This is a genomic window from Aggregatibacter actinomycetemcomitans DSM 8324 (assembly GCF_000372365.1).
Taxonomy (GTDB): Bacteria; Pseudomonadota; Gammaproteobacteria; order Enterobacterales; family Pasteurellaceae; genus Aggregatibacter; species Aggregatibacter actinomycetemcomitans.
In genome coordinates, this window is record NZ_AQUU01000021.1 from 1 (window position 1) to 13,390 (window position 13,390).

Genomic DNA, 13,390 nt, shown 5'->3' on the forward strand with positions numbered 1-13,390 from the left:
GGAATAGGCGGAATCTTTAGTGGAGCTAAAAATTCTGTACTAAATACCGTCCGTTTTGGTATGGGAGCTGCCGGCACAGGATACAGTCGCGCACCGACCGCTTACAAGGTCGGTAGTGCAATACATCGAACGGTGCGGGCAGTCGCTAATTCAGTAAGGAATCGCGCCGGCAAGTCTTAACTTTTCCCGTTATTTTTCATTATGCAATTTACTTTGTAGAGGTTTTTACACTTAAAAGAGAGGTTTTTATGCAAAAAATATACAAATTATGCTTATTTTTTGTGCTTTTTAATCTGGTCGGTTGTTCGTCAAGTTGGCCGGATGATTTAAAAGGTACATCCTTTGAACCTGTTAATAAAACAATGCAACCGCAAGGAGAACATAAAAAATGACCAATATCGAACAAGACATTCTTGACCAAAATCGGGATTTAGAAGCCAAAAACCAGGAGAACATCGAAAAATCGGAAGCCCGCGCCTGGAAAGTGGCCAGAGTATCCTGGCTGATTAGCTTCGTTCTCGGTGCGGTCATTGTCAGTATTTTACCGTTGCGCGAGGTTGTGCCATTTCTGATTCGTGATAACGGTACGGGTATTCCTGACGTCATTACTCGTTTGGATGTGGAAACGTTGACCACGGATGACGCCATGGATAAACATTTCATCAGTCAATATATCAAAACACGTGAAGGCTATTATTTCAACACCTTGCAACAAGAATATGAACTTACGCAAATGATGAGTAGTGACGACGTTGCCAAAGACTACCGCAATATTTACGAAGGTAAAAATGCGCGTGATCAGCTTTTAGGTAACAGCAATACAGTTAAACCTGAAGTCATTTCAATTGTGCTATCTAAAACGGATGTCGGTACGGATGGTCAGGCTAATAATATTGCCACTGCCCGCGTTCGCTTAATTCAACGCAACCTTTCAAGTGGCGAAGAAACGGCAAAAAATATCGTAGTTTCTTTAACATACGAATATTTACCGGTAAAAAATATGATTGAAGGGTTCCGTATGGATAATCCATTAGGATTTATCGTGACACATTACCGGGTAGATAATGAGGCTTAATATGCGAATTTTAATCTGTTTATTACTTATCGTGTTTGGTACAGAAACTTATGCAGCCAGCACACCTATAAAATCAAAATATGATAACCGTATTCAGTCACAAGTTTATAACGCTTTAGATGTCACAAAGGTTTATGCAAAAGATGGATTTTCTACCGTAATCATTTTTGCCGATGATGAACGTATTCTATACAAACACACCGGTTTTAAAGACGGTTGGGATATTACCGATAATGATAATTTTGTATTGATTAAACCAATGGCGGTAAAACAACAAAGCAGTGAGGGCGAAAACTATTTTGAACCGACCCCGGGGCAGTGGAATACGAACTTGTTTATTAATACTAATAAACGCACGTACTCCTTTGATTTAATACTCGTACCGGAAAACTCAACGTCATCATATCAGGTAAATTTTTCCTATCCGACGGAGAAACAAAAACAGTTAGCCGCACAACGTCAAAAGAATAAACGCGAACGTGAACAACAAGCGATTGAAAAATCTTTGCAAAGCACTAAAACACCGAAAAATTGGGATTATGTAATGAAAGTTAAGGCCGGCAGTGAAACCATTACACCAAACTATGCTTATGATGACGGTATTTTTACTTATCTTGGATTTGCCCCAAATAAAACTTTTCCGGCGGCGTTCTTATTAGAAGGTTCCACGGAAAGTCTATTAAATACTAACGTAAAACAAGATGGTAATTATCAGGTATTAGTCATCCAAAAAACGGCTGAAAAACTGGTATTACGTAGCGGTGAAAAAGTTGTAGGCATTTACAATCAAAGTTACGGAAAAACACCGGTAACTTATAACACGACCATTTCACCAAATGTGGCAAGAGACGAACGATAGGAGGCAGAGATGAACGATAACAAAACCATTCAGCCGACGGATGACAAAACGGAAACCGATTATCAACCGGAAGTCAGCAAAATTGCCAAACGCGGTAAAAACCAAAATCTATTTATTTTTCTGATTATTGCACTGCTTGCCGTGGCGTTTTTGGGTTATTCCTTTTTGAATAAAAAGGATACGCAACCGGCACAGGTTAAGGAAAAAGAAGAATTCGGTACGACGGTGCGTTCAAAAACATTTACGGCACCACCGGCAGAAATCCCGGCGATTTTAAATCCGGAGCCACAACCAATTCCTACCGCAACCGCTCCAGTAGAAAATCATAGAACGACAGAGGCGTTAGATATTCCATCCGCCCCCCGTTTAATCAAAGGATTGTCTCCGGGTACTATCGATGGCGAACCGCCGTCGCACACTTGCACGAACATATAATCTAAGTCTGCCACTTGCTGTAACATTTCCATAGCGAGCGTGCCTTGCCCGGCAATCACCAGCGGGTGATCAAAAGGCGTGATAAAGGTCATGTGTTTTTTTTCGGCAAGCTCAACGGCTTTTGCTTTGGCTTCATCGAAATTGGCGTCATGTAGCAACACTTCGCCACCGAACCCACGCACCGCATCCACTTTAATGGTCGGTGTATTTTGCAGCATGACGATTAAAGTAAGCCCAATTGCTTCGCCGATAACGCGACGACCTGCGCATGGTTTCCAGCCGAGGCCGCAATTACGCCCGCCGCTTTTTGCTCCGCAAAAGGCTGGAAATCATGGCGTATGCACCGCGCAGTTTAAAGCTGTTTACCGGCTGGCGATCTTCCCGTTTAATCCAGATATTGTTGTGCAGACGTTCGGACAATTTGCCTAATTCGGCACCGTCAATATCCACATGAATCACTTTGACGTGCGGGGCGAAGGTGTCGAGTTTGCCGGTGACGCGATCATCAAAGCGGGTGCCGAATACCAGTAATAAATCCGCTTCTTGGGTGATGTAGTTGGCGGCTTTGGTGCGTGCATTCCGAGCATGCCCAAATAATAAGAATCGTCGGCGGAGACGGCACCCAAGCCTTTTAAGGTCACTACGGCTTGGCATTTGGGTGCTGTGCAGAAAATAGCGTAACGCAGGCACAGTTCCTGCCATACTAACGCCGCCGATATAGATGACCGGGCGTTGTGCTTCGCGTAATAACGTTAAAGTTTGGGTTAAATGTTCCTCATGAAGTGCGGTGGCTTTTGGCGGCGGATTTATTCTTGGCTTCGCCGTGGTCGGTGCAATTTGTACGTCTTTCGGTACGTCCACCAGCACCGGACCCGGTCTGCCGCTTTGTGTGATCCCAAAAGCGTTGGCGGGAATTTCCGACAACTCATCAATATGTTGCACGATGAAACTGTGTTTGGTGCAGGCAAGGGATAAACCGAGTACATCCGCTTCCTGAAAGGCATCGGTGCCGATGAGCAGGGAAGCGACCTGTCCGGTAATGGCGACGATAGGAATGGAATCCATTAAAGCATCGCCGAGCCTGGTGATGAGGTTGGTGGCGCCCGTCCCTGAGGTAGCGATACACACCGATTTTCCCCGACGCGCGGACATATCCGATAGCCGCCATGGCGGCACCTTGTTCGTTACGACAAAGCAGATGATCTAACCGGAATCATAAATGGCATCGTAGGTTGGCATGATGGCGCCGCCGGGAAGCCGAAAATGGTGTCCACATTATGTGCTTTTAAGCACTCGATTATTAAATTTGCACCGTTCATACTTACGATAACTTCTATTTTGAGGAAGGAATTTTTTTACTACGTGAAAGATTTAATCTTTTATTAAAATTCAAGGAAACAACGAATATTTTTGTGCAAAATTTGTTACCATTAGCCATCTATTTTATTTGAGGTAACAAATCATGCAAAAACTGCCTTATCGCGCCATCGTTTCTGACATGGACGGCACGTTGCTCAACGGACATCATGTGGTGGGCGATTTTACCGCACAAACCCTGGAATGCTTATATGACAACAAGGTGGACATTATTCTTGCTACGGGGCGTAACTATTTTGACGTGTCGAGTATTTTGAAGAAAACCAAGGTGAAAGAGGCGGTGCTGATTACCTCAAACGGCGCGCAGGCGCATAATTTGCAAGGCGAGTTGCTGCTCAATAATTTCCTGCCTGAAAGCATTGCCTATGAAATCATGAACCTTCCCTTTGACGATACGCGGGTTTGCGTGAACAGTTATCAGGCGGAAGGCTGGTTTATCAATAAAGATATTCCCGAGCTTTATAAATATCATAAAGATTCCGGTTTTGTTTACGACGTGGTTGATTTTAAACAACATCACGGCAGAGATACGGAAAAAGTCTTTTTTATCGGACGCACACCGGCGGATTTGGTGGCACTGGAAGAACAGTTACGCACACGTTTTGGCACGCTTGCCAACATTACTTATTCTACACCGATTTGCTTGGAAGTCATGGGGGAAGGCGTATCGAAGGCTTCCACGCTTGCTCAAGTCGTGCAACAAAAAGATTATGATTTGCAGGATTGCATCGCTTTCGGTGATGGTATGAATGATGTGGAAATGTTAACGGAAGTGGGCAAAGGCTGCGTTATGGGGAACGCCGATCCTCGTCTGAAACAAGCCGCGCCGCAACTGGAAGTTATCGGTCGCCACGGACATGAAGCAGTGGCATCGTATTTGCGTGCCATTTACGGCATTTACTGATTGTGTTATCCGTGCTTTTGCTGGTTCGGCGTGCTGCTTATGCGTGCTTGTTTGGATTAAAAAACGCATAAATGCGTTGTAGTACCGGGGTACGAATTTCATCGCTTTCAAACAGAATTTCGTGTTTGGCGCCGTGAATTTTTCGCCGCTCTCCGTGGGGCAAAAGTGCGGTCAGTTTTTTCAGCGTTTTATTGTTCACGATCTTTTCCTGTTCGGCCTCCAACACTAACACCGGCGTTTCGATACGAGGCAGAATTTTCGGCAGACGCTTAATGGCGGCGAGACACAAATGTACCCAACGGAAGGTCGGTCCGCCCAGCCGAATTGACGGGTTGTCCCGATTCACGTCATTCATCCATTGCATCCGCGCCACACTGTGACTTAACTCGTTCTGTGCCGTATCCACTGGCTTGTAGGCGCTTTTGCCGAACACATAACGTTCACCTTGTCCCCATAACATCATCAAATTCAGCAATAATTCGTCGCGCGTCGGCTTTTTGAGTGGCACCCCGAAAAAGGGCGCGGAGAAGACTGCCCGTTCAATACGATGATCAAAATTCGCCAAATAATAGGCGGAAATCAGCGCGCCGAGGGAATGGGCGATCAGGTATTGCTGCGGATAAGGATAAAGTGCGGTCAGATTTTCAATGATTTTTGCCATGTCCTGCGGGTAAAACCGAAATTCGTCTAAATGCCCTTTCTCGCCATCTTTCAATAAACGTTGCGAATAACCCTGCCCGCGATGATCAAACAGTAACACATCGTAGCCTTGATGATAAAAATCCTGCGCAATTTCCGTCCATTTCAGCAGGTTTTCCGCCCTGCCGTTCACCATAATCACTAATTTACGGGCGGCGGGGTGGTGCATAAAATGCCGATAAGCCAAGCGGCATTGGCGTTCGCCCTGAAGATATTGCAACGGAAATTGCGCGGCAAATTGCAACAGTTCGGTGTTATTCATGGCGGTTCTCTGCAGCGGCACTAAGCTGTTTAACCAAGGCGTAAAACACAATCACCGGGAAAAAATAGAAAATATTGCCCGAGTTATGGCTGAAAAAGCCTTGGCTGAAACAGTAGAACATCACGGAGACAATATGAACCGCACCTAACAACGAAACGAGTTTCAGTTCTAAATCGACGCTTTTGAGATGCCGTATAAAGAAACGCAACGGCACTAAAAATACGCCGAGTAAGGCGAGTAAACCTAATGCGCCGCGTTTGGATAAATCATCAAAATATTGGTTGTGCGCGTGGTTAAAGGCGGCGGCATATTGGCTTATCAAACCTTGCTCATATTGCAGTTTGCGTTTTTCGCTGACCCCTTGTACGCCCCAACCGAAAATCGGTTTTTCCTGCGTCATTAACATCACGCTTTTCCACATATCAAAACGGGCGCCGACGGAGGTAGAACCGTTATTTTGTTGAAAATAGGCGATGATGTCGTATTCTGCGGCGGCAATGCGTTCTTTAATTTTGGTATTTGGCAACATCGCAACGGTTGTTACAATCAGGGCAAGCACAATAAAAAAGCCGGCGACGAATTTTTTCGATAAATAACGACGATAAGCAAAGAGGATTAACAGGAGAACAAAAGGGATACCAATCCAGCCGCCGCGCGCGGTGGATAACAAACTGGCGAACACGCCCATCAGACTGAATACAAAATATAAGGCACCGAAGTGATATTGCCTTTTGATGAAAAAGTAAAAGCTAATCGCCAGGGAAAACATGCCCAACGACATGGCAATATCGCCGGACTGAATGTGCATTTGATACTCAAATGCCATGTAATAATTCAAGATAAAACGATGAATAATAGCGGTTATGCCCGCAATCAGGCTGCCCCATGGAATGGCGTGTAAAAGCCAATTAAAACGTATCGGATAATGCGCCAGTAACGGCAACAAGGTCAGAAAAAAGAGAATGCGGCTCGGGTTATCAAATTCCCGAATTTTGCCCTGATGGTACAGAATCGAAAGGGCAAAGAGCAGCACGTAAAAGAGCAGGGTGGCAACAAACCATTTCTCATTGCCATCATGGGTGAGATTGCCCTTCGGTTTGCATAATTGGCGGTAAATGAAAAAAATTACGCCCATCAGCGACAAGATTGCCGGGGTATAGTTATAGCCGTGTTTCAACACAAGCAGGCAGGTAAAAAAGAACACCAGCGTTGCGTTAATAAACCCTGCCAGGGGGAGTTTGTATGTTGTCATCTTCATCGTCGGCAAAAAACGCTTAAAAAAATGACCGCACTTTATCATCGGCATGTCAAAAGTGCGGTCGGTTTTTAATGTGTTTTTAAATTATAAAACATCTACGCAGTTTAAGTCTTCGAAAGATTGCTCTAAACGTTTAGACATGGATTCTTCCATTTTGCGTAACCAAACGCGCGGATCGTAGTATTTTTTGTTCGGTGCATCAGGACCTGACGGGTTGCCTAGTTGACCTTGCAAATACGCTTCATTGGCTTTGTAGAAATTTAAAATACCATTCCAGGATGCCCATTGAGTGTCGGTGTCGATATTCATTTTAATTGCACCGTAACCGATGGCTTCACGGATTTCTTCGCGGCTGGAACCGGAACCGCCGTGGAAGACGAAGTTAATCGGTTTTGCCGGAAGGTTACGTTCTTTCGCCACGAATTCTTGGCTTGCCCCCAGAATAGACGGTTTTAATTTCACATTACCCGGCTTGTACACACCGTGTACGTTACCAAATGCCGCCGCTACGGTGAAGTTCGGGCTTACCGGGTGTAATTGGTCGTAAACATAAAGCACGTCGGACGGTTGGGTGTAAAGACGGGATTCATCCACATCGGAGTTATCCACGCCGTCTTCTTCACCGCCGGTGATACCGATTTCGATTTCAAGGGTCATGCCCATTTTGCTCATGCGAGCAAGGTATTCACGGCAGATTGCCATGTTTTCTTCCATCGGTTCTTCGGAAAGGTCAATCATGTGGGAGGAGAACAGCGGGCGTCCGGTTTCGGCGAAGTGTTTTTCACCGGCATCAAGTAAGCCGTCTATCCAAGGCAGTAATTTTTTCGCTGCGTGGTCGGTGTGTAAAATCACCGGCACGCCGTATTCTTTGGCTAAAGCATGAACATGTTTCGCACCGGCAATGGCGCCTAATACGTCAGGACGGGCGCCGCCGGCGGGTTTAATGCCTTTACCTGCGTAGAATGCCGCACCGCCGTTAGAGAACTGAATGATGACCGGCGCTTTTACACGGGCGGCGGTTTCCAATACGGCATTCACAGAATCGGAACCGACGCAGTTCACGGCGGGAATGGCAAAGCCGTGTTCCTTTGCGTATGCGAATACTTTTTGTACATCTTCACCGGTAAGTACGCCCGGTTTTACGATATCTAATAATTTAGCCATAGTTATGTTTCCTTTTTTATGTATGCTGCAACCTGTTGCCCTATACGTTTAATTAAAAGTGCGGTTAGTTTTTCGCGCGTTTTTCAAGAATTTCTACCGCTGGTAAGACTTTACCTTCGACGAATTCTAAGAACGCACCACCACCGGTTGAGATGTAAGAGATTTTATCTGCAATACCGAAAAGATCGATAGCCGCTAACGTATCACCGCCGCCCGCAATAGAGAACGCGTCACTGTTGGCGATAGCACGAGAAATGATTTCAGTTCCTTTGCGGAAGTTCGGGAATTCAAACACGCCCACCGGGCCGTTCCATAATACGGTTTTGGCGTTTTTGATGATGTCTGCCAGTTGCTCTGCGGATTTGTCGCCGATGTCGAAAATGGATTCATCATCTTTTACTTCGGTCACGGATTTTTCTGTTGCCGGTGCGGTTTCGGAGAATTCGGTGCCGACGCGAACATCAACCGGCACAGGAATATCGGTGCTTGCCGCGAGTTCTTTAGCAACCGGGATTAAATCCGCCTCGTATAAGGATTTACCTACATTATGACCGGCTGCGGCGATGAAGGTGTTGGCGATACCGCCGCCTACGATAATTTGGTCGGCAATTTTAGACAGGGAGTTCAATACTTCCAATTTGGTGGAGACTTTAGAACCGCCTACAATCGCCACCATCGGACGTGCAGGTTCTTTTAACGCTTTACCGAGGGCATCCAATTCAGCCGCAAGTAATGGGCCGGCACAGGCAATCGGGGCGAATTCGGCAACGCCGTAAGTGGACGCTTGGGCGCGGTGAGCCGTACCGAACGCATCCATCACGAATACATCACAAAGTGCGGCGTATTTTTTGCCTAATTCAGGATCGTTTTTCTTTTCGCCTTTGTTCACGCGAACGTTTTCCAATACAACGATTTCGCCGGGTTTAACATCTACGCCGTCGAGGTAATCACGTACTAAACGTACCGGCACATCAAGATGTTCGTTTAAATAATCAACAACGGGTTGGAGGGAATCTTCAGGTTTGAATTCACCTTCGGTCGGACGACCTAAGTGGGAGGTAACCATCACTTTGGCGCCTTTTTCCAAGGCTAATTTTAAGGTTGGGATGGTGGCACGAATACGCGCATCGGAAGTGATTTTACCGTCTTTTACCGGCACATTCAGGTCGGCTCGGATAAATACGCGTTTACCGTTCAAATCTAAATCGGTCATTTTAATTACTGACATAATTTACCTCTTTGCTTGTGAAAAACTAAAAATAAAAACTGCCCGCATTATACCCTGATCTAAGTAGCTTGTAACCTCAATTCCTTTGATCCTACGCAAACGATTATCAAAATTAATAACCGGTGCGATTGCGCGGACAATCAATCGGTTGCCAATCTAAGCCGTAACAAATGAATAATTCGTTACGCGCCGCGCCAAGATAGCGACCTTTGAGTTGCGGATTATTTTTCTTTATCCAGGTAAACAACTCGTTACGGCTTAATTCGTAGTTCGGCAGCTTTAAAGTGCGGTATAAATTTTTGATCTTTTCCAAATAATCCTGCGCATTGTTGAACATACACGAACCGTGTTTTTCCCATTCGCCCTGAATTAAATTGGCGCCGGGCATCTCTGGCAGATATTGTTCGATGAGCTCCTGCGGCAATTTCGGCAAATCGCCCTGACAGAAACGCGGATGATCGGAAACCCGTCGTGCCTGTTCGTTTTGTGACCATAATCCGTGTACAATCCAACCGAATTGTTGAGTCAAACCGCATTGATATTGCAAGGAATTCGGTAAGTCATCGCCGTATTGCTTACGTTGACGCTCACAAAACGCCGGTGACCAGGACAACACCAGCGTGTAATAATCGGTGCGGACCTTTTTATTTTGCCCGATGGGATCGTTTTTCATGATGTAATCGTAATCCCGATCGATTACCACGCCAACCGCTTGTTTCTGCTTGGAAAAATAATACCAGCCGGCAAGTAAAAACATTAAAAACGCCACCACAAAAAATGACAGCAGCAACATACGTTTTTCGTTCATAAAATTCCTTTAATTTTATTAATGTATTGATTATAATCCGACCCTTTCAATTTTCCCCGAGGACGCCGTGGCACTATTCATCACTGACAAATGCACAAACTGCGATATGTGCCTGCCGGAATGCCCGAATGAAGCCATTTCAATCGGCGATGAGATCTATGTCATCGATCCTAATTTATGCACCGAATGTGTCGGTCACTACGACACCCCAACCTGCCAAAAAGTTTGCCCCATCAGCAAATGTATCATCACCGATCCCGACCATATCGAAACCGAAGAGCAGCTTTGGGAACGCTTTGTGCTGATTCATCACGCGGATAAGTTGTAATTTTTCTGTGCCAGCTTGCTAAAAGTGCGGTGAAAAATCAGGGTGTTTTTCACACGTACGATGTGCTATCTAAAATACCATTTCGCCAATAAAATCCCCGCGTTCACCGAGACATTTAATCCGTTTTTCAGCGGGTTGCCGAAAGACAGGCGGACTTGTTCGTCGGATTTCTCTGCCAAGGTTTCCGTTGAACCTTCGCTTAGCACGAAAACCGTTTTATTTTTTAACCGCACTTTATCCAATGCGGTGGAGTTTTTGTCATTGCTTACATGGATAATTTGATAACCGGCGTGGCGTAATTGGGCGAGGGCGTTGCGGCTGTCGTCGGTTTCCAGCACGCGGACGTATTCCGCACCGCCTTCCGCCACGCGCAGGGTGACGGCGGAATTGAGGCTTTCCGCTTCTTCCAATACCATATTTTTCACACCGAAGAACGCGCAGGTGCGCAAAATACCGCCGATGTTTTGCGCGTTATTGACGCCGTCTAACAGCACCAGACAATCTTCTTGGTGAGGGACGTCCAAATACCCTTGCAAAGTGAACGGATAGGATTTTTTCACCAACATACAAATACCGCCGTGATGTTCGGTGCCGCTGACTTTGGTGAGCTCGTCACTCTCCACGATGTGATAAACCTTTTTGTTGGCAGCTAAATAGCTGCAAATATCGCCGATTTTGTGCGCCATTTGCACCTTCGCCCACAAGCGAACTATACTGGCGGGACGTTGTTCAAAAAGGGCTAAACAGGCATTTTCACCATAAACCTTCATTTCTTCGGCACGATTTTTCTTGATTTTTTCCGGTGCGCGCGGCGACAACGGACCGGTTTTTTTCTCTCTCGGTTTGTCGTCGAATTGGCTGCTTTTCACCATCACTTTCACGCCGCCTTCCGCACCGCCGGCTTTTTTCATAGTGCTTTCGGAAATGCGCAAGGTTTTTTCTTGGCTGTCAGCACGCTTGAAGGGTGGATTCTTGCCTTGGTTTTTTTTGAATTCGGGGCGTGCGGCATTCGGTGCGTTAAAGTGCAGTCGGTTTTTATCGCGTTTTTTGCGGTCTGCACCGACGCTGCGTTCATTGAAAGATGTTTCTTGGAAAGTCTTATTTGTGGATTTGAAGGTTGGTTTATTTGAATGTTGATTCATAGTGGGTGCCGATATGGATAGCGATAAAATGAACGGATTTTGCTCATTTTTAGTGTAAAAGTGTGAGCATTATAACGAAAAAAAACCTTTTTTCTACCAAGGTGGGCGATAAATATTGTAAACTACGGCGCTAATTAAAATTCATTTACATTCTTACTCACAGCGTTTTTATAGAGAACTAATTTATGTTTACAGATAAAATCGAACGTGCGCGCAAACGTCTTGAAAGCCTGCCATGTTTGCCATTACAGCCGGAGCAAGTGGAATTTATTTATAGCCCGGCTGCCTTTAAAAGCGAAATTATTCAGCTGACTCGACAAGCAAAAACGCGGATTATTGTGACCGCACTTTATTGGCAAAATGACGAGGCGGGACAAGAAATTCTGGATGAAATTTATCGTGCGAAGCAGGATAAACCGGAACTGGAAGTGAAAATTTTAATTGATTGGCATCGGGCGCAACGCAATTTGTTGGGTGCGGAGAAAAGCGCCACCAATGCTGATTGGTACGACGAAACCCGCCAGAAATATCAACTCGCGGAAGATCCGCATATGTTCTTCGGCGTACCGATTAACACCCGCGAAGTGTTCGGCGTGCTGCACATTAAAGGTTTTGTGTTCGACGATACCGTGTTATACAGCGGCGCCAGCATTAATAACGTGTATTTGCAAAAAAATGAGAAATACCGTTACGACCGCTATCAAAAAATCACCCATCCCGTATTAGCCAACACCATGGTGAATTTCGTGCGCCAAAATCTGTTAGATGCCGATGTGGTGTTGCCGTTGGATGCCGCCAATCCGCCGAAAACCAAAGAAATTCGCGGCAATATTCGTGCGTTCCGTAAAAATCTTGCTGCGTACGGGCAATATCAACTGCCAAGTGCGGTGTCTTTTGGCGATGAATTAACGATCACACCGTTATTCGGTTTAGGCGGCGCAGGCAATATTCTTAATTCGACCATAGAAGATTTGTTCCAGCTGGTGGAAGAAAAACTGACCATTTGTACGCCATATTTCAACTTTCCGAACACGTTGCAACAAAAAATTCGCTATTTGCTCGGCAAAGGCAAGCAAATTGAAATTATCGTCGGCAATAAAGTAGCGAACGATTTTTATATTCCGCCGGATCAACCGTTTAAAATGGCGGGTGCGTTGCCGTATTTGTACGAAAGCAATTTGCGCCGTTTCAGCAAAAAATTTGAACGGGAAATTACCCAAGGGCAGCTTACCGTACGCACCTGGAAAGACGGCGATAATACTTATCACCTGAAAGGCGTTTGGGTGGACAAGAGTTATATTTTGCTCACCGGCAATAACCTCAACCCGCGCGCTTGGCGTTTGGATGCGGAAAACGGTTTGTTCATTCACGATCCGAAACAGCAACTGCGTCCTCAAGTATTAAACGAACTGGAACACATCCGCCGCCACACCACCGTGCTGAGACATTACACCGAGCTGGAAGAATTAAACCAATACCCGGCACCGGTACAAAAACTCCTGAAAAAATTCGCCCATATTAAAGCGGATAAACTGGTGAAAATGATTTTGTAGCGGAAAAGTGATCTGGCCCCCAAAAGTTGGACAGGTTAGTTAACTTAAATATTGAGCTCGGTATTGCACCGGGCTTAATCCTTTTAAATCAAGTTTAATTCGTTCTTGGTTGTAATACACCAAATATTCTTCAATTTCCGCCTGTAATTCGGCAATCGAAGTATAAGTGCGTGAGTAAAAACACTCAGATTTTAATATCGCAAAAAAGCTTTCAATCACCGCATTATCATAGCAATTCCCTCGGCGACTCATACTTTGTATCGCCTTGCCTTCCAACATCTTTACCCATTCTGCTGAG

General features: G+C 45.5%; 13 protein-coding genes and 3 pseudogenes. 6 read left to right on the forward strand and 10 right to left on the reverse strand.

Translation table 11 applies throughout. The annotated features are described in order from the left end of the window. Nucleotides 1-388: 388 nt before the first annotated feature. Genes A3CS_RS0110240 through A3CS_RS01000000111145 form a run of 3 tightly spaced genes read left to right on the forward strand, consistent with a single transcriptional unit; the run spans nt 389 to nt 2,369 of the window. Nucleotides 389-1,075, forward strand: a complete 687-nt coding sequence (locus tag A3CS_RS0110240; RefSeq protein ID WP_019518465.1) for a VirB8 family type IV secretion system protein — start codon at nt 389-391, stop codon at nt 1,073-1,075. Between the two features lies 1 nt (nt 1,076). After that, complete coding sequence (virB9, locus tag A3CS_RS0110245; protein WP_019518466.1) at nt 1,077-1,934, forward strand: P-type conjugative transfer protein VirB9; 858 nt, start codon at nt 1,077-1,079, stop codon at nt 1,932-1,934. A 9-nt stretch (nt 1,935-1,943) separates the two neighbouring features. After that, nucleotides 1,944-2,369: a hypothetical protein gene (locus tag A3CS_RS01000000111145; RefSeq protein ID WP_019518467.1), complete on the forward strand. Its 426-nt coding sequence runs from the start codon at nt 1,944-1,946 to the stop codon at nt 2,367-2,369. Here the strand turns inward: A3CS_RS01000000111145 and A3CS_RS1000000112115 are convergent. The 3 pseudogenes from A3CS_RS1000000112115 to A3CS_RS1000000112555 form a co-directional block, all read right to left on the reverse strand. Then, nucleotides 2,339-2,801: pseudogene (locus A3CS_RS1000000112115) on the reverse strand (pyridoxal-phosphate dependent enzyme); the annotation flags it as partial. The gene A3CS_RS01000000111145 and the pseudogene A3CS_RS1000000112115 sit on opposite strands and share 31 nt — an antisense overlap. 45 nt (nt 2,802-2,846) lie before the next feature. Further along, a pseudogene (locus A3CS_RS1000000112550) lies at nt 2,847-3,206 on the reverse strand (thiamine pyrophosphate-binding protein); the annotation flags it as partial. Next, a pseudogene (locus tag A3CS_RS1000000112555) lies at nt 3,182-3,688 on the reverse strand (thiamine pyrophosphate-binding protein); the annotation flags it as partial. The pseudogenes A3CS_RS1000000112555 and A3CS_RS1000000112550, both read right to left, overlap by 25 nt. A gap of 143 nt (nt 3,689-3,831) precedes the next feature. On the opposite strand from A3CS_RS1000000112555, the gene A3CS_RS0110260 reads away from it, so the two are divergent. Further along, nucleotides 3,832-4,650, forward strand: a complete 819-nt coding sequence (locus tag A3CS_RS0110260) for a Cof-type HAD-IIB family hydrolase (protein ID WP_005544828.1) — start codon at nt 3,832-3,834, stop codon at nt 4,648-4,650. A 37-nt stretch (nt 4,651-4,687) separates the two neighbouring features. On the opposite strand, the gene A3CS_RS0110265 is transcribed toward A3CS_RS0110260, so the two are convergent. The 5 genes from A3CS_RS0110265 to A3CS_RS0110285 all read right to left on the reverse strand — a co-directional run bounded on the left by A3CS_RS0110265 (nt 4,688) and on the right by A3CS_RS0110285 (nt 10,069). Beyond that, a complete protein-coding gene (locus A3CS_RS0110265) occupies nt 4,688-5,611 on the reverse strand; it encodes an alpha/beta fold hydrolase (protein ID WP_005544826.1) in 924 nt (307 codons plus the stop codon). Next, nucleotides 5,604-6,746: an O-antigen ligase family protein gene (locus tag A3CS_RS0110270; protein WP_005544824.1), complete on the reverse strand. Its 1,143-nt coding sequence runs from the start codon at nt 6,744-6,746 to the stop codon at nt 5,604-5,606. Before A3CS_RS0110270 ends, A3CS_RS0110265 begins: the two co-directional genes overlap by 8 nt. 207 nt (nt 6,747-6,953) lie before the next feature. After that, nucleotides 6,954-8,033 carry a class II fructose-bisphosphate aldolase gene (fbaA, locus tag A3CS_RS0110275; protein WP_005544820.1) on the reverse strand — a complete coding sequence of 360 codons (1,080 nt, stop codon included), beginning with the start codon at nt 8,031-8,033 and terminating at the stop codon, nt 6,954-6,956. A 64-nt stretch (nt 8,034-8,097) separates the two neighbouring features. Next, nucleotides 8,098-9,261, reverse strand: coding sequence for a phosphoglycerate kinase (gene pgk, locus A3CS_RS0110280; RefSeq protein ID WP_005544819.1), 1,164 nt, complete (start codon nt 9,259-9,261; stop codon nt 8,098-8,100). A gap of 112 nt (nt 9,262-9,373) precedes the next feature. Further along, a complete protein-coding gene (locus A3CS_RS0110285) occupies nt 9,374-10,069 on the reverse strand; it encodes a ribonuclease T2 family protein (protein ID WP_005544816.1) in 696 nt (231 codons plus the stop codon). Nucleotides 10,070-10,136: 67 nt separating this feature from the next. On the opposite strand from A3CS_RS0110285, the gene A3CS_RS0110290 reads away from it, so the two are divergent. Further along, the gene (locus A3CS_RS0110290; protein ID WP_026161206.1) at nt 10,137-10,397 is read left to right on the forward strand and encodes a YfhL family 4Fe-4S dicluster ferredoxin; all 261 of its coding nucleotides are present in this window, start codon (nt 10,137-10,139) and stop codon (nt 10,395-10,397) included. 65 nt (nt 10,398-10,462) lie between these two features. Here the strand turns inward: A3CS_RS0110290 and A3CS_RS0110295 are convergent, their stop codons facing one another. Next, nucleotides 10,463-11,539 carry a tRNA/rRNA methyltransferase gene (locus A3CS_RS0110295; RefSeq protein ID WP_005544812.1) on the reverse strand — a complete coding sequence of 359 codons (1,077 nt, stop codon included), beginning with the start codon at nt 11,537-11,539 and terminating at the stop codon, nt 10,463-10,465. A gap of 185 nt (nt 11,540-11,724) precedes the next feature. Between A3CS_RS0110295 and pssA the strand changes: the two genes are divergently transcribed. Further along, the gene (pssA, locus tag A3CS_RS0110300) at nt 11,725-13,092 is read left to right on the forward strand and encodes a CDP-diacylglycerol--serine O-phosphatidyltransferase (protein ID WP_019518468.1); all 1,368 of its coding nucleotides are present in this window, start codon (nt 11,725-11,727) and stop codon (nt 13,090-13,092) included. Between the two features lie 39 nt (nt 13,093-13,131). On the opposite strand, the gene A3CS_RS0110305 is transcribed toward pssA, so the two are convergent. Next, nucleotides 13,132-13,390: IS3 family transposase (locus tag A3CS_RS0110305; protein ID WP_026161207.1), on the reverse strand; the 259-nt coding region annotated here is incomplete at its 5' end.